The organism is Streptococcus parasanguinis, assembly GCF_015557775.1.
GTDB lineage: Bacteria > Bacillota > Bacilli > Lactobacillales > Streptococcaceae > Streptococcus > Streptococcus parasanguinis_AA.
Genome location: NZ_JADNOY010000004.1, coordinates 38622 through 55731 on the forward strand (window position 1 = coordinate 38622; position 17110 = coordinate 55731).

Genomic DNA, 17110 nt, shown 5'->3' on the forward strand with positions numbered 1-17110 from the left:
CCTTTCAAATTTGTTTACTACGATTTTAACATTTTTCGATGAAAAAATCTCTTTTTAGCCATCTTTTTACGCCAAGGTTCTGAAGCTTCTTTAACAGCCCAGTATTTATCTACCATGGTCACTACGAAGGATTCTTTGTAGCGAGGCGGGGCAAGGGTAGCTCCCCACATGTGTTTAATGAGATGTCTTCTTCCTTGGCATTGAGATCTGTAATCTTTCGCGCATTTCTCACGGCAATGCGGGGATGGATCCAGGCGTGACTCTTGGTAAACTTGGTCTCGCGCCAATCATAGTAAAAGAGGTCATGCAAGAGGCCACCCCGAGCCGTACTTTTGGCATCCCAACCAAATTTTTTAGCCAGTTTATAACTGGTATAGCTCACATGAATGGAATGCTCCAAACGATTGGAATGAATATGGTGGGGAATGTCGGCTAATTTTTGAACCTTAGGATGCTGGATCAGATGGCCCACATAGGTCATGTATTCTTTGTCACGATGATATTGCATAAGATAACCACCTTTCGTTGATAAGCTCTCCCAATAAAACATCCATCAACTTCTTACAGTTTAAGTATACTTCTTTTTCTCAAAATTTCCTTAAAGAAAACATCAAAATTCCTGCTGCCACTGCAACATTCAAACTCTCGGCCCGACCTGGCATAGGAATATGAACCAGCTGGTCTGCTTGTGCCGCCATTTCCTGGCTGATGCCATTTCCTTCATTCCCCATAACCAGGATAAACTGATCGGTCTGAGAAAGCTGACGGTAGTCAATGGAAGCTTCTGAAAGCGTCGTTGCGAGAACTGCTAGATGAGAGTGCGCAGCTCGCTCCAATAGTTCTTCTCGATCCAGTTTCCAGATAGGAATATGGAAATGACTGCCCTGCATGGATCGAAGGGTCTTGAGACTGTATAGATCAGCGGAGGCTTTCGAAAGCATGACGCCATCAAAACCTGCTGCATCTGCTGTTCGAATCATCGTCCCTACATTGCCAGGATCCTGTACATCCTCCAAATAGAGGAATCGCCCTTGTAGCTGATCCGGAAGCTCTGGCTGCTCTAGAAGAATCTCTGCGACAATCCCTTGAGGAGTCTTCGAATCTGCCAAGAGGCTTAAGATCTCCGGAGTCACGATAGTGACTTTTTGGATGTCCTCTACCCGGTCTAAATAGGCTTCTAAAACAAAGACCTGCCGAATCTTCGCATGATTTTCTACTGCCTCTTCAAACAGATGCCAGCCTTCAATGAGATAAGAATCTGTCCGGTATTTTTTTTGATGTAATTTTTTTGCATTTTTGATTACATTATTGGATTTAGACGTTATAATATTCATAGAACTATTATAGCACAAAGAAAAAGAAGAAATCATACCTCAGATAGATTTCTTCGAGTCAAGGAGGTCGCACATGCAAAAGGTAAAAATGATTGCCCAAGGACGGGTTCAAGGGGTTGGCTTTCGCTGGGGAGTCTACAGTCTTGCTTTAGAGATCGGTGGGATCACTGGCCGTGTCTGGAATAATGACGACGGAACAGTTGGCATTCTGGCACAGGCAGAGTCTAGTAGCCAAATGGCCAAATTCATCCAAGAAATTCGCAAAGGTCCTACGCCTTTTGCGCATGTGACTTATTTAGATGTTACGCTCGCAAACTTTGAAAACTATACAGACTTCAAAATTGCAAATTAAGACTAGAGAACTATTGTGTATTTTCAAAAAAAACAGTAGAATAGAAAGGTAACATTAAAAAAAAGAAGGAACTATTTGTGAAAAAAAATAAACTTGCATTACTTGCATCGATGGGACTAGCTTCGCTTGTCTTCTTATCAGGATGCGTGAGTGTCGATCGGAAAACTGGAAATCCGACTGGATTGATCTGGAATCTTCTTGGCCGTCCAATGGGCGAAGCCATCAAATTCTTTGCCAACAACCTTGGCTTAGGCTTTGGGATCGGGATTATTATCGTCACCTTGATCGTACGGTTAATCATCTTGCCACTTGGTTTGTACCAATCATGGAAGGCAACCTACCAATCTGAAAAGATGAACTACTTAAAACCTATCCTTGGGCCAATCCAAGAGCGCATGAAGAACGCTAGCACACAAGAAGAAAAGCTATTGGCGCAACAGGAATTAATGGCTGCTCAACGTGAAAATGGAGTTAGCATGTTTGGTGGAGTTGGGTGTTTGCCACTCTTGATCCAAATGCCATTCTTCTCAGCTCTCTTCTTTGCAGCTCAACACACCAAAGGGGTAGCAGATAGTAGCTTCCTTGGCATTGCTCTCGGCAAACCAAGCTTGCTCTTGACAGCAATCGTAGCAGTTCTTTACTATATCCAAAGTATGCTCTCTCTTCATGGAATTGAAGATGAAACCCAAAAGGAAAGCATGCGCAAAGCATCACTGATGAGTCCGATTATGATTGGTGTCTTCTCATTGATCTCTTCAGCCGGAGTGACTCTTTACTGGGTAGTCGGTGGGGTCATCCAGATTATCCAACAATTTGTCATCAACTACTTGATTCGTCCAAATCTTCGCAAACGGGTCGCTGAGGAATACAAAAACAATCCTCCAAAAGCGACTAGTCACCGCGTGAAAAAAGACGTTACACCAACTGCAACGACACAAATTCAACACAAACCAAAAAACAACCGCAATGCAGGAAAACAACGCAATAGAAAGTAGTACAAACTTCTAAATTCTAGCGGAATTACTTAAGCACCTGAACCCTCTAGTTCAGGTGCTTTTTTAATCCCTTTCAATCAATCAACGAAAAATTTACACCCTCACAAGGGGATTAAGAGCACAAAAAAACAAGCCCTATAGGAGAGCCTGCTCTTTATATTTACGCTGTTTTTTCTACATTCAAAATTTTCACTTGGTAGCTTCCAGCTGGTGTTTCAACAGTGACCACGTCACCTGTTTTTTTACCAATCAAAGCGTGACCGATTGGGCTTTCGTTCGAGATCTTCCCTGCAAAGGCATCTGCCCCTGCTGAACCGACGATGCTGTATACTTCTTCATCTGTTTCGCCAACTTCTTGAACTGTAACGGTTTTTCCGATCGCAACTTCGTCTACTGCAACTGCATCGCTATCGACGATTTCTGCATAACGGATTTTTGTTTCCAAGCTAGAGATTTGACCTTCAACAAAAGCTTGTTCATCTTTTGCCGCTTCATACTCAGAGTTTTCTGAGAGGTCACCATATGAACGAGCGATCTTAATCCGTTCCACCACTTCAGGTCGACGGACCAATTTCAATTCTTCTAATTCTTGTTCCAATTTTTCTTTTTCTGCTAGGGTCATTGGGTATGTTTTTTCTGCCATTATTCTTCTCTTTCTATTATTTGAATGAAAAAGCTGTGGACGCGCCACATGCTTTTTCTAGTTTGAACTTGCTTGTGTCAATTTACTATTGACGTGTTCTTCAACATTTTTATTGTGTTCTTCGTATGTCTTAGCGAAGAAAACTTCACCATTTTCGACATTTGCGACAAAATACAAGTAATCGGTCTTACTTGGGTTCACCGCCGCTTCGATCGCTGATACTCCAGGGTTATCCACTGGGCCAGGCATCAAGCCGGTATTCTTATAAATATTATAAGGTGAATCCAGCTCTGTATTGATCGTTGCATCTTCTTTTAAGGTCGTCTTTTGACCAAGTTTCCCTTCTGCATAAAGAATTGCAATATTACTTTGCAAAGGCATGTCTTGGTTCAAGCGGTTATAGAAGACACTCGCGATATCTTTGCGGTCCTGATCCGTCGCCCCTTCTTTTTCAACCAAGGAAGCAAGAGTCAATACTTCGTTTACATTGATGTTCTTGCTCTCAAGTGTTTCATAGTATGGGCTTAAGTTTTGATCCATTGCCGCAAGCATCTGATCGATCATCTCTTTCACTGTGGTATCTTTCCCATAGTTATAAGTTGCTGGGAAGAGATAACCTTCTAAACGGTAGCGAACACCAGAATCCTTACTTGGCAGATTCGCCAAGAGCTTAGGATATTTGGCCACCATCTTCTCAATAAAGGCATCGTCTTGGACAGCCTTCAAGAAATCTTCTTTCTTAAATGGAGTCTTGCCTGCCTTCTTAGTGGAGACATTGGTGGTGATAGCCGTCGCAATCTGATCGATCGTATAACCTTCTGGAATCGTGACCTTTCCAAGAACTGGAGCCTGAGGAGTTTTGGTTCCCTCTTCTTGCAGTTTTTGGATGATGGTTTCTAGATCCATGCTCTTTTGCAAATTGAAATAACCAGATTTGAAATTGCTATAGTTCTTGAACTTGGTATAGTAGTTAAAGAACTGACCATTTTTCACGAGTCCTTTTTTCTCAAGGATCGCGCCAATCTCACGATTACTTGAACCTGCTGGAATCTCAACCGTTACGAATTCTGTTGCATTTTTATCCATCGGCTTGACAGCTGAATGGATATAGGTCACAGCAAAGATCCCTGTAGCCACGATCACAATCAGCAAAAGGCTGACCACTGTCCGCACAATTCGTTTAGCGATTTTATTTTGTTTCTTTTGTTTTTGTTGGCGCTGGTTACGAGAAGAGCGCGATAAGCTTTCCTCTACCGGTTCCTGACTTGGTTCTTTTTTAGCAGGCTTTGTAAGCTCACTCTTTTCTTCCACAGCAGGAGTCGCCTGTACCGGCTCCACTGGTTCTTCTTTGGGAGCCAACGCAGATTCTTCTACTTTTGGAGGTGGTGTTGCTTCTTCCTCCTCTTTCAGTGAAGAAGGGGTTTCAATGCTTCGATCAGGTAGATCATACTCTTTTTCGATCTTTAGAAGTTGCTCATTGGCCTCTTCTAAGTCTCTGAGGATCTGCTCTTTGAAGCTTAATAACTTCTCACTGTCTTGTGATTTATCAGTCAAATAATTGACCTCCCTCATCATAATCCTTAATATTATATCTTAAAAGATTTAGAAAAGCAATACAAATCGCCTTTCTTCTTTAAAATACCTATTTAATCAAGTTTTTCATTTTCCCAGACCAGATTGTACCAAACTTCACCCGCATATTGGGATTCTGACCGGCCTTCATTGGTAAATCCTTGCTTTTCATAATAAGGAATCAAATAATCATGACAGGTCAAATTGATCCCTTGGCGATTATCTTTCAACGCAATCTCTTTCATCGCTTCAAGCAAAAGGGTTCCCACTCCAAGTCCTTGAGCTTCTTTAGCAATGGATAGACTCGTAATGGAAATAAAGCCCTGTTCTAACTGACTTAGATCTTCAACCTCTGAAAAAGAGGAATCGATCAAATAGCGCTCCGGTCTAACAGGTCCTTCTAAATAGCCTATAATCTGACCCTGGCACTCTGCTACAAGAAATGTCGTTTGAATCTTTTCGATGTGATCTTTTAAAATCTCACGCGCAATCGCTTCTTCTTCTGAGAAATTCTCAAGCTCAATGCGCTCGATGGCATCCAAATCCTGCAGCTCTGCCTGTCTAATGTGAATCTTTTCTTTCATCATTTACTCCTTCTATCGTTCCCAAACCATATGGACACCTCGATCAGACTCAGCTTCATCTCGAAATCCTTGCTGGGAAAAATAAGATAGTAAGTCTTCTGGGCAATCGATCCAAATGGCTTCCTTTTCCTTTTGAACAGCTAGATCCTTTAAAGCAGCGATTAAAATAGAACCATAGCCTTGACCTTGAAAGGCTGGTCTCACTGCTAGTCGCAATACAATTAGGTCTCTTTTTAAAGGCTGGTCTTCTGTCGCCAACAAGTAAGCCACAGCATCCCCCGCCTGCTCTGCAAGCAAAGAAATGGCTTCCTTCGAACCTAGCGCTTCCTCAAGAGTGGCCCTGTGCTCCTTTCCTTCATTGCCATGAAGTTCTTCTTCTAGTAACAGCAGCTGTTCTTGATCAGCTGGGGTGATTGATCGAATCATCATCCTGCTTTCCTCATCTCATACTCCTTCAGTGGACAGATAAATTTGAGTCTGGAACCAAAAGATTCCAGACTCAATCATCTCTTATTGTACACTATGTGTCAAACTAGATAATAAACGCTCAAATGAGTATTCATAGGTTTGAATATCTCCTGCTCCCATAAAGACATAGACTGCATTATCATGGTCAAGAAGAGGAGAAACATTCTCAGCTGTAATAATCGCTGAGCGTTTGACAATTTTTGCTTCCAAATCTTCAACTTTCACATCGCCGTGATCGACTTCACGCGCAGAGCCATAGATCTGTGCCAAGTAAACAGCATCTGCTTGATTCAAGGCTTCTGCAAATTCATCTAACAAGGCAATGGTCCGTGTAAAGGTATGTGGTTGGAAAATGGCCACAATCTCTTTACTTGGGTATTTTTGACGGGCCGCATCCAAGGTTGCAATAATTTCCGTTGGATGGTGCGCAAAGTCATCGATGATCACTGTTCCATTGACTACTTTTTCAGTAAAGCGACGTTTCACTCCAGCAAAGGTCTTCAAATGCTCGCGGACTAAATCTAAATCAAATCCTGCAATGTAAAGCAAACCAATGACTGCTGTAGCATTCATGATGTTGTGACGACCAAATGTTGGGATATGGAATTGCCCCAAATCTTCTCCACGGAAATGAACGTTGAAGGTTGAACCTGTCGTTGAGCGAAGCAAGTTGCTTGCCACAAAATCGTTCGTCTCCTTATCAAAACCATAGTAGTAAATTGGTGCAGGTGAGCTAATCCGACGCAATTCTTTGTCTTCCCCGTAGATGAAGAGTCCTTTACTGATTTGTTTAGCATAATCGTTAAAGGCATTAAAGACATCTTCTAAACTTGTGAAATAGTCTGGATGGTCGAAGTCAATATTGGTGATGATACTGTATTCAGGATGGTAAGGCATAAAGTGGCGTTCATACTCATCTGATTCAAAAACAAAGTATTTAGCGGCAGCAGAGCCACGACCTGTTCCATCACCAATCAAATAACTGGTATCGGTGATATTTGATAAGACGTGAGAAAGCATCCCTGTTGTTGAGGTTTTTCCGTGTGCTCCGGCAACCCCCATGCTGACAAAGTCACGCATAAATTCACCAAGAAATTCATGGTAGCGTTTATAGGTTAGGCCATGCTCATCTGCATAAGCGATTTCCACATTGTTATCTGGACGGAAAGCATTCCCCGCAATGAGGATTTTGTCGCCTTCTAAATTTTTCACATCAAATGGATAAATTTTAATTCCTGCTTGTTCCAAGCCACGTTGCGTAAAGTAATACTTCTCAACATCTGACCCTTGAACTGTATGTCCCATTTGGTGAAGCATGAGAGCTAAAGCACTCATCCCTGCCCCTTTAATTCCAATAAAATGGTATGTGTTAGACATGTTTTCTCCTTAATCTTGATCTAGATGGGTTAAATCCAATTCTTGTTTGATCGGCTGTGGTTTCAACTTGTGCTGATCTTTATTGTATATTTGGCTGGTCTTTAAGAAATCATAATTGTTTTTCTTTTCAGTAGGTTCTGCCACTTCTGGTTCTTCTGCAGATTCGAACTCAGCAAGGATCAACTGATCTTGTCGCAACCGTTTGCTATATTTCAACAATTCGCCCGGGTTTTCCTTTTGGAAAGGTGCTGTTGGCTGACCAGATTTTCGTTCTGAAATAAACGGTTTTTTCCGCTTACTTGTGGTAGCCATTGGCTCTGTAGTCAGGTAGGGAGCTGTACGTTTCTTTTTCAAATCTTCACGCGCACGCTCTCTAGCTTCCTCTGCATAACGATTGGCAGGACTTTTTTTATCAATCGGTTCTTTAAAATCAGGTTTTCTTACTGGCCGTCTTTTTGGTAGGGGCTCTTCTAATGGTTGATGATAGGGATGCTTGGGTTTGGTATTTTCAGCAATTGGTTGCCATTCCAAATAATTTTTATCTACATAATCGCCTGTAATGTTACTAATCAAGTCTGTTTCATCATACAGGTTCATGTGGGGCATCTCTGTTAACATCAACTCATTATCCCCTACTTGAGGAAAATATTTTTCTGTCATGTTTTCTTCCTTTCGACACTCCTTTAATTATAAACTATTCACAGAATTTTTCAAGCTATTCTGATTGAATTCCAAGAATCTCACGAATTTCTTCAACAGATAAACTAGATCGTGTTTCCGTTCCATCTAAAATCGTTGAGACCAAGTGTCTTTTAGATGCTTGGAGTTCCTGGATTTTTTCTTCAATCGTTCCACGGGTGATCATGCGGTAAACTTCAACATTTTGTTCCTGACCCATTCGATGGGCACGGCCAATAGCCTGGTCTTCCACTGCAGGATTCCACCACAAATCGACTAAGATGACGGTATCGGCTCCAGTGAGGTTCAATCCGACTCCTCCGGCCTTCAAAGAAATGAGAAAAGCATGGCGCTCTCCAGCATTAAAGGCATTGGTCATTTCTTGACGATCTTTAGCCGGAGTGGAACCCGTGATTTTAAAGGAAGTCATGCCGAGCTGATCAATCTCTTGCTCTAGGATATCCAACATACCTCTGAATTGGGAGAAAATCAAAACTCGATGGTCACCATCCTTGATTTGACCCAAAAGATCTCGAAGACTCTCCAATTTTCCACTATCTCCTTGATAGTCTTCCATAAAGAGGGCTGGAGTATCACAAATTTGACGAAGGCGCATGAGACCTGAGAGAATTTCAACCTTACTCCGATTTAATTCTTCCTCACTAGAACTTCGAACCCGATCTTGAATTTGCTTTAATTGGGCTAAATAAATCGTTTTTTGGCTTTCGTCCAGCTCATTGTGATAGGTTGTTTCAATCAAGTCCGGTAATTCTTGGAGCACTTCATTTTTTTTCCGTCTCAGGACAAAAGGTTTGACAAATCGCGCAATAGTCTCAGGACTCAACTTTTGAAATTCTTTTTTAGCTGGAAACAGACCAGGAAGAACAATTTGGAAAATGGACCAAAGCTCTCCTACATGGTTCTCAATCGGTGTCCCAGATAGCGCAAATATATGCGGCACCTCAAATCCACGTAAGTGTTGAGCAATCTTGGTTTGGGCATTTTTCATGACCTGAGCTTCATCTAGAATTAGGTATTCATATTGATTTTTCTGGTATTCCTCCACATCCTGACGGAAAGAGGCGTAACTCGTAATGACTACCTGAGGATTGGTTGCAATGAGTTCATCGCGAGTTTGCTTAAGGCCGTAGACGACTGCCACTTCCATCTGAGGAGCAAATTTTGAAAATTCTTGTTTCCAGTTGTAGATGAGACTGGACGGAGCTAGAATTAAGATTTTAGTTTCTTTTTTTGCAACACTGGTCAAAAAGGAAATGGTCTGCAGGGTTTTCCCAAGCCCCATATCATCCGCTAAAACACCACCAAAACCATAATGATTCAGCATAGAGAACCATTTGACCCCGATCTCTTGATAATCCCTTAGGATTGCTTGGATTGTCATCTGAGGGAGTTGGTAATCTTCTGGATGAGTCAGATCATGAGCCAAATTTCGAAATTCTTCTGAAAAATGAACATTGTCTTGATCTGCCAACAAATCAGATAGCTGATAAGCAGCAATCCGGCGAGCTTGTAGTTTCCCACCCTTGCTCATCTTAGCGCGCAGATCTGCTAAAGCGCGACTGATCTTCTTAGTTTCTTCATCAAAGACAAGAACTTTTCCTGTATGGCTGACAAAATAATCTTCTTGCCCCACCAGTGCTTTGAGGACCTGGTCCACTTCAGCTGGATCTACACTCTCAAAGTCAAAGCCAATCTCCAGCAAACTGCCATTAGTTTTCACATCAATTTTTGGACGCTCCACTTGATAAAGATCTAAAAGGCTATCAGAGAGGACAACCTCTCCTAAGGCTTCAAAAGTCGGGATCTGTTTGTGAAAGAATGGATAGATTTGCTCACTTGATAACGGACTTCTTTGAGAAGAAAAATCATCCGTAAAACCTGCTGCTAGCATGGTTGCAAAGACTTCTTGCTCCTTATCAAAATCACTGGAATAAGGAAGATTGAGAAGTTCCTCACGCGTGGTCACCGCACGATCTTCGTATTGAAAGACCACATCTAGTAAAACAGTCTGGTCCTGTGCCAAATCAAAATGAAATTCTGGAGTGAAATCATGGATTAGAAAGCTCGTCGGAGCTGTTATTTGCCCCAGTTTTTTAAACTCTTTTAAACTATAGGAAAGTTTGGTCTGGTCCGTTGGATCAAAATGCAGGCGTTTTTTGCGATCCTGGTCCATTGGAAGATCCTGGATAGCCTTCCATAGAGTCCGCTGTTGGGGCGTCAGGTGATAGAAGACACCATTTCGAAACAGATAAACAGCAGACTCGACGACCTTCACCTGTGGCTCAGTAATGATCAATTCGTAAAAATCACCATGGTCTTCCACCTGAAAATGAAAGAGATCTTCCTCTCCATGGACATCCTGAAAATAGACCTCTGAAAAGTCATACAAGCTATATTGCAGGAGAAAAGAGTCCAAATTCATCAATAATTCCACAGCTTCTTCAAAAAGAGTCGGTGGAAAATAGAGATGGCGCCCAGCATTTGGAAAGAAATCTTGCTCTTTCGATCCACCATCTGTGACCAAGCCTTGTAGGAAATTGATCACATCCTGGCTAGCCCGATCAAATTCTAAGTAAGAAATGGGTTCATAATAACTTTTGCCAATGGCAAAGTGTCCTTCTTTCTGAAGGGTCTGCAAAAAAGCTAGCACATCTCTGATCACATAAGAGCGCTCATCTGGTAAGCGACGAATACGCAGTGTCCACAAGAATTGACCAGAGTATTCGTCCTCCTGCCCAACGGCTGATAAGGCATAGCGGGTCTCTTTCTTTTCGATTTTTGGAAGGACCTGGTCTAAAAACAAACTTCCAAAAGAGACCTTTTCCTGAGTTTCCTCTGTTGCAGTGGCATCTTCTTCAAGACTTGCAAGAGCTGCTTTACCACTGTCATCATTCTTCAGATAAGCTTCTACAGCTGCCAAATGTGTACAGAATTTTTTCTTTTGAAAGAAAGTACAGCTACAAAAAACGGCATCGTCATCCAAACTGTAACGCAAGCTTTCTTCTTCCACCCGAAAATACAGGTATTTTTCTTTTACTTCCTGAAGGGAAACTTTCCCAGCTTCATAGAGAAGGCTCCCTTGTGAACGAACCTTCCCAGGAATTAATTTTGCCATGTTTACCACCTTAGATTAATCCCTTTATTATACCATATTTCAAAGTATAGTTAAAATTTATTCGATCAAACTTATTAAAATAGACGTTTTCAGGCTATTTACTATTCCATATTCCCCACTTAAACAGTCCTTAAAGTTCACAAAAAAATACCCCTCAAGGGGGCAATCCATTCACGAGTTCAGCAGGCAAGATCTAGCAAGCCACACACGGTGCTTTTTGTACTTCAAAAGTGGTAGACCACCGCGCACCAATGGGTGCTCGACCGCCTACCACCTAATAAGATTATAACATAACTTAACTACTTTTTTATGCTCCACGTCTATAGATTTTCCATTAGTCATTTCCTTGATCTTGCGAATTCCCTTTTATTAAGGCGTTTCCAATCATCATGTACAATTTTCCCAAGCACAAAAATTTGATGAAGGACCAAAATATCCCAAAAACAGCTAAGCCTTTTACCAATAGAGAGTAATAACTTTCTTTGACAATCTCTCCATAAAATGTCATCGTTGATGTCATGATCACCCATTCCCAAATGATTAGAATGAGTGAGGCACCATAAAGGATAGCCATCCCCCAAAAGATCAACGAATTTTTTAAAAATTTTCTCACGACACGTACAAGTGCCCATAATCATAACAAAGAAACAAACAAAAGTAATTCTGTACTTGACATCATTTCACTCCTTTTTCAACCCATTTAAAGACATTAGACTTTTTCTTCTACTTAGTTAGTCTTTCAGATGTTCATATAAAAAAGGACCCTTCTTGTCTCTTGCAGTTGACAAAGAGTCCTTTTTACTGATTTTTCAATCATGCTCGAACTTTACCGAACCTTGACCATCCCATTTTCTTCTAACGTTTTTTTCGTTTTAATATAGTCAGTTAAGTCCTTCATTTTCTTATTGGACTTAAAAACTTTGTTCCAAGTTTTTAAGTCCAATTTTGAAAAATCTGTCACTATATGAATCTGCAAATGGCCTGATTTAGATTTTTCAACAGAATAGTCCATTCCCTTGATATGACCATAATTTTCAAGCAAACTATCCTTGGCTGAGTTAAATGCTAATGAATCAGAAACATCAATATCAGGTAGTTCTTTCCAGAGCTCCGTCTTAAGGATCTCATTGTTTTTTACAGTTAGAATAGTCGTTTCATCCCCATTTCCATATGATCCCTGATACTTTTCTTGACGCGTTGACTGACAAGCTGTTAAGAAAACAATGATGAAGCTAGTAACCAAAAATTTCATCAAAACAGTTATTTTTCGCATATTCCCTACTTCCGTTTTCGCGCAATCAAATGGATTGGAGTTCCTTCAAAAACAAAAGCCTTGCGAATTTGGTTCTCCAAGAAACGGAGGTATGAGAAGTGCATCAGTTCTTCTTCGTTAACAAAGACCACAAAAGTTGGCGGCTTGGTTGCCACTTGTGTCGCATAGAAGATCTTGAGGCGTTTTCCTTTGTCGGTCGGAGTTGGATTAATGGCAATGGCATCCATAATCACATCGTTCAAGACAGCTGAAGGAATCCGTGTATTTTGACTCTCACTGATCTGTTTGATCATTTCTGGCAACTTGTGCAAGCGTTGTTTGGTTAAGGCAGAGACAAAAACAATCGGCGCATAAGAAAGGTATTGGAATTGATCGCGAATATCATCTTCCCACTGCTTCATGGTATGGTTGTCTTTTTCAATAGTATCCCATTTGTTGACAACAATGATCATCCCTTTTCCAGCTTCATGAGCAAAGCCAGCGATCCGCTTGTCATACTCCCGAATCCCTTCTTCGGCATTAATGACCATCAAAACCACATCTGAACGGTCGATGGCACGCATGGCACGCATGACAGAATATTTCTCAGTGTTTTCATAGATTTTACCAGATTTGCGCATACCAGCTGTATCGATCATGGTAAATTCTTGGCCATCTGCATCGGTAAAATGGGTATCGATGGCATCCCGTGTAGTTCCAGCAACAGGGCTTGCGATGACCCGGTCTTCTCCAAGGATCGCATTGATCAAGCTTGATTTCCCAACATTTGGGCGACCAATCAAGCTAAATTTGATGATATCTGGATTTTCTTCTTCTGTGTCATTCGGAAGATTTTCGATGATGGCATCGAGCACATCCCCAGTTCCGATCCCGTGGACAGAGGAGACCGGTAGTGGCTCACCTAGTCCTAAGGCATAAAAGTCATAGATATCATTGCGCATCTCTGGGTTATCCACCTTGTTGACTGCAAGAATAACCGGTTTATGGGTCTTATACAAGATACGAGTGACATATTCATCCGCATCCGTGATCCCTTCTTTCCCAGAAACGACAAAGACGATCACATCTGCTTCGTCCATGGCAATTTCTGCCTGATGCTTGATTTGCTCCATAAATGGGGCATCTACGTCATCAATTCCCCCTGTATCAATGATACTAAATTTTCGATTCAACCACTCAGCTGTTGCATAAATGCGGTCACGAGTGACTCCTTCTACATCCTCAACGATGGAAATCCGCTCACCGGCAATCCGGTTAAAGAGTGTAGATTTTCCGACATTGGGACGGCCTACAATCGCAATAGTTGGTAGGGCCATGATTTCCTCTTTTCTAATGAAAGGCGAGATTTCGGTTCAAGAACGCCTCTCTTCGTTTCATAATAGTTTGTGTTTTTCTAGTAGTTTTTTGGTCTCTTCTTGTTCAGGTTGACCAAATTGAGCTGCAAGGCGCTCGCTCCAGCTATCTGTTGCACGCGCTCCAGCATAATCTGCCTGAACCTTGTCATAGGCAGTCACAACTGATAGGTCTTGTTCTTGGTATTCTTCTTCAAAAGCAACCTGCTCCAATGGCAAACGTGGTTTCACTGCATGCTGCTGATTAGGTACTCCGAGAGCAATCCCAAAAACAGGATAGGTATAGTCTGGCAGACGGAAGAGTTCTGCGACTTCTTCTGAACAGTAGCGCAACATGCCGATAATCACTCCACCATAGCCGAGACTTTCAGCTGCCAATAGCGTATTTTGAGCTGCTAGAGCCGCATCCACTGAGGTGATCAGTAAGTTGTCCACCCCTTCAGGATGGAAATCCTGCTCATGAAGTTTGACAGCTTTTTCAGCGCGGTTTAAATCCCCAACAAAGAGGAGAAAGACGGCTGATTGGCGAATTGCTTCTTGAGGAAGCAAGTCGTATAGAGCTTCTTTCTTTTCCTTGCTTTTGACCACAATCACAGAATAAGACTGAAAGTTTTTCCAACTTGATGCCATCTGCCCAACTGATAAAATTTCCTTGAGGTCAGCTTCTTTGATGGCTTCTTCCTTAAAACGGCGAACAGAAAAATGAGATTTCATTAAACGAATGGTTTCATTCATCGACGATTGACTCCTTCCAGATGGATTTCCTTGGCTAAAAATTTCACGCGCTCCATGACCCGTTTGGCCTGCCAGGTTTCATCTCCATTGCGCGAAGCCGCAAAATGACGTTCCAACTCTTCAAAATTAAAGTTAGAAGTAAAGAAGGTTGGGAGATTTTCCTGCATTCGGTGCTGCAAAATCACCTGTAAGATTTCATCTCGCACCCAGGCTGACATCTGTTCCGCACCGATATCATCGAGAATTAAAATTTCGGCTTTTTTCACCTGATCGACGGTTTCTTTGACCAAGCCTGAACTGATGGCATTTTTGACATCGATCGCAAAACTTGGGAAATGAAGTAGGGTAGTAGAGGCCTGACGTTTTTCGGATAAATCATGAGCCAAGGCTGCCATCATGTAGCTCTTTCCTACTCCAAAATCACCATAGAGGTAGATCCCCTTTTGATATTCCGGATAGTTGGCTACAAAATTGGCTAATTCTTCAAAGGCCTCAAATCGTCCCTTATCATCGAGCTCTACCTTGGCTAGACTCGCTTCTTTCAAGGTTGAAGGGAGATTGATCAAGTTGAGACGTTGGTTGATCGCAGCTCGTTTTTGGGCTTCGATTAACTCTGGCGTTTCCTCATAAGCGACATCCGCATAGCCTTCATTCATGGTGAGGATGGGCTTATAACCTTTGGCAATATAATCCGGATCTCCCAATAAGAAACGGTTGCGTTCACTAATGTATTGATTAAATTTTGAAATACTCCGTCGAATTTCTTGTTCAGACAAAGACTGGTCCTTGATAAAGGCAGCAACTTCTTGGTCTGCCAAGATCTGTGCGACCAAATCCTCATAGTTAAATTGACGCGCACGGTTCATGTGAGACATGGTTTGACCTACACTTTCCATCTACTCACCTCCTTGATTCAGTTTTTCTAACAGGCGTTGTTTCTCTTTAGCAAGATCCACCTTTTCTGCTTGACTGGTTTGATTTTGATAGTTTGGTTGGCTCCACTTGGGAACATTGCTGTTCTTGCCCTTGGCTGATGTAGGACTCGTCCCCTTGTTTCCTTGAGCCTTAGCTTGTTCCTGGCGTTCTCGAACTTTTAAAATCGCTAGTTCTGCACTGTTGACCCCTTGATAAGAAAAATCATTTCCTACCTTCACAGCATACTTTTCATTGAGATTAGCAGACTGGGTCTTGTTAAAGGTCAACAATAAGATAATATTGATCACCTCATCTAGTAAGCCTAGATCAGCTAACTTGGATAAAGTCTTGCGTTCGTTCTGCGTAATGGTCGCATTGCGCGCCTTCTTAATTTCCGCTAGAAATTGTAGGCTGGATTTTGCCTTAGCTTCTCTCAGAATGGTTTCTTCCTGACGGCTATAGGACATGCGGGGTTGCTCCTGGCTAGCCTGAGCCAATTTTTGTTTCATTCTCTTTGGAGAGACAATCCGGTCTACAGCTGTTTCTTTCGCTAAAAGATAAGTTTCATACCAGGTCCATTGTTGCTCTTCTGCGATGGCAAAGAGGGCTAGGGTTGCTTCTCCTTCATCCGCAAAACGAAGTCCATCACGCCCCATCATTCGCTTAAACATCTCCATATCAAACTGCTGTTTCTTACTTGGAACAACGGTCGCCTCCCCAGCATCTAGTCCAAAGACTTGCGAGAAGGAAACTTGCCGTCTAGTCCCTAAAGAGCGTGCTGGGAGCAGATCCTCCACGGCCTTTTCCCCAATTTTCTTTTCAAGCAAGCGTTTGAAAACAGCATTCGAAAAAAATTGTTCTGCCTCAAGAGGAGCATGTAACTGAATGGTGATCCCAACTTCTTCCTCATAGAGATCGAGCAAACCCATGGCAATTAAACGATCAAAGGCTAGTAGCAATTGTGGAAATCCTATATTCAAATGATTGAGGATTTGAGCCAGTAAATATTGTTTTTCACCCTGATCATAAGAGGCCAGCAGATAACGATAAACCGTTACCGTTTCCACCTCCAAAATAGGCAGGTAATACTGCTCCAATGCAGCCCCTGCCGGTGGAAGAAGATTATTTTTTAAAAATGCGAAAGGCGTATTGGGCTTCATCTATTTTTCCTTTTTCTTCTTGGTTCCCTTCGTAATTTGTTTCAAGAGGGTCTCTAACTCACCGACATCCTTGAAACTCCGGTAAACACTAGCAAAACGGACATAGGTGATCTCATCTAGATCTGCTAACTCATCCATGACCAACGAACCAATATACTCACTGTTGATTTCATTATCACTTTGGCTGCGAACCTTTTGTTCAATCCGGTTTACAATTTCTTCGATTTCGTCACTAGAAACAGGCCGTTTTTGAGCTGAGCGGATAATACCATTAAAGATTTTATCACGAGAAAATTGCTCGCGTGTCCCATCCTTTTTGACGACCACTAGAGTCCGCTCTTCCACTCGTTCGTAGGTAGTAAAGCGATAATGGCATTCTTCGCATTCCCTGCGACGACGGATAGTGTTCCCATCTTCAGCTTGTCGACTATCCACCACACTAGACTTACTTCCACCACATTTTGGACAACGCATTTGCTACCTCCTTAAACTGTTTTAACACTTCATTTTACCATAAATTGAATCGTAAAGAAAGC

The 17110-nt window shown here is 42.0% G+C and carries 17 protein-coding genes and 1 pseudogene; 2 read left to right on the plus strand and 16 right to left on the minus strand.

Translation table 11 applies throughout. The features are described 5' to 3' along the window. Positions 1 to 17: 17 nt before the first annotated feature. Positions 18 to 508, minus strand: a pseudogene (locus I2F76_RS06335) (HDIG domain-containing metalloprotein). 79 nt (positions 509 to 587) lie between these two features. Next, complete coding sequence (locus I2F76_RS06340) at positions 588 to 1334, minus strand: TrmH family RNA methyltransferase (protein ID WP_049523730.1); 747 nt, start codon at positions 1332 to 1334, stop codon at positions 588 to 590. 73 nt (positions 1335 to 1407) lie between these two features. Between I2F76_RS06340 and I2F76_RS06345 the strand changes: the two genes are divergently transcribed. Beyond that, entirely contained in the window at positions 1408 to 1686 is a 279-nt protein-coding gene (locus I2F76_RS06345) for an acylphosphatase (protein ID WP_023918900.1), read from the plus strand. Positions 1687 to 1763: 77 nt separating this feature from the next. Next, positions 1764 to 2681: a membrane protein insertase YidC gene (yidC, locus tag I2F76_RS06350; protein ID WP_003008377.1), complete on the plus strand. Its 918-nt coding sequence runs from the start codon at positions 1764 to 1766 to the stop codon at positions 2679 to 2681. A 160-nt stretch (positions 2682 to 2841) separates the two neighbouring features. Here yidC and greA read toward each other — a convergent pair whose 3' ends face one another. The 14 genes from greA to nrdR all read right to left on the minus strand — a co-directional run bounded on the left by greA (position 2842) and on the right by nrdR (position 17048). Next, entirely contained in the window at positions 2842 to 3324 is a 483-nt protein-coding gene (greA, locus tag I2F76_RS06355; RefSeq protein WP_003005389.1) for a transcription elongation factor GreA, read from the minus strand. A 57-nt stretch (positions 3325 to 3381) separates the two neighbouring features. Beyond that, positions 3382 to 4899: an endolytic transglycosylase MltG gene (gene mltG / locus I2F76_RS06360; RefSeq protein WP_407700475.1), complete on the minus strand. Its 1518-nt coding sequence runs from the start codon at positions 4897 to 4899 to the stop codon at positions 3382 to 3384. A gap of 71 nt (positions 4900 to 4970) precedes the next feature. After that, a complete protein-coding gene (locus I2F76_RS06365) occupies positions 4971 to 5480 on the minus strand; it encodes a GNAT family N-acetyltransferase (RefSeq protein ID WP_195487484.1) in 510 nt (169 codons plus the stop codon). A 12-nt stretch (positions 5481 to 5492) separates the two neighbouring features. Beyond that, positions 5493 to 5909, minus strand: coding sequence for a GNAT family N-acetyltransferase (locus I2F76_RS06370; RefSeq protein ID WP_024054776.1), 417 nt, complete (start codon positions 5907 to 5909; stop codon positions 5493 to 5495). 81 nt (positions 5910 to 5990) lie between these two features. Further along, entirely contained in the window at positions 5991 to 7325 is a 1335-nt protein-coding gene (gene murC / locus I2F76_RS06375; protein WP_195487485.1) for a UDP-N-acetylmuramate--L-alanine ligase, read from the minus strand. A 9-nt stretch (positions 7326 to 7334) separates the two neighbouring features. Further along, on the minus strand, positions 7335 to 7985 hold the full coding sequence (locus tag I2F76_RS06380) for a cystathionine gamma-synthase (RefSeq protein ID WP_155170094.1): 651 nt from the start codon (positions 7983 to 7985) through the stop codon (positions 7335 to 7337). A gap of 55 nt (positions 7986 to 8040) precedes the next feature. Continuing rightward, on the minus strand, positions 8041 to 11139 hold the full coding sequence (locus tag I2F76_RS06385) for a DEAD/DEAH box helicase (RefSeq protein ID WP_195487486.1): 3099 nt from the start codon (positions 11137 to 11139) through the stop codon (positions 8041 to 8043). A 334-nt stretch (positions 11140 to 11473) separates the two neighbouring features. Further along, the gene (locus I2F76_RS10565) at positions 11474 to 11659 is read right to left on the minus strand and encodes a hypothetical protein (protein WP_229289714.1); all 186 of its coding nucleotides are present in this window, start codon (positions 11657 to 11659) and stop codon (positions 11474 to 11476) included. 306 nt (positions 11660 to 11965) lie between these two features. Continuing rightward, positions 11966 to 12412: a DUF1307 domain-containing protein gene (locus I2F76_RS06395; protein WP_195487487.1), complete on the minus strand. Its 447-nt coding sequence runs from the start codon at positions 12410 to 12412 to the stop codon at positions 11966 to 11968. Positions 12413 to 12417: 5 nt separating this feature from the next. Then, positions 12418 to 13728, minus strand: a complete 1311-nt coding sequence (der, locus tag I2F76_RS06400) for a ribosome biogenesis GTPase Der (RefSeq protein ID WP_031575509.1) — start codon at positions 13726 to 13728, stop codon at positions 12418 to 12420. Between the two features lie 57 nt (positions 13729 to 13785). Beyond that, positions 13786 to 14499 (minus strand): nitroreductase family protein, encoded by a 714-nt coding sequence (locus I2F76_RS06405; protein WP_195487488.1) that lies wholly within the window; start codon positions 14497 to 14499, stop codon positions 13786 to 13788. Continuing rightward, the gene (gene dnaI, locus I2F76_RS06410) at positions 14496 to 15395 is read right to left on the minus strand and encodes a primosomal protein DnaI (protein WP_003008404.1); all 900 of its coding nucleotides are present in this window, start codon (positions 15393 to 15395) and stop codon (positions 14496 to 14498) included. Before dnaI ends, I2F76_RS06405 begins: the two co-directional genes overlap by 4 nt. Then, positions 15396 to 16574: a DNA helicase gene (locus I2F76_RS06415; RefSeq protein ID WP_195487489.1), complete on the minus strand. Its 1179-nt coding sequence runs from the start codon at positions 16572 to 16574 to the stop codon at positions 15396 to 15398. It abuts the gene before it with no gap. After that, the gene (gene nrdR, locus I2F76_RS06420; RefSeq protein ID WP_003005476.1) at positions 16575 to 17048 is read right to left on the minus strand and encodes a transcriptional regulator NrdR; all 474 of its coding nucleotides are present in this window, start codon (positions 17046 to 17048) and stop codon (positions 16575 to 16577) included. It lies immediately after the preceding gene. Positions 17049 to 17110 lie beyond the last annotated feature (62 nt).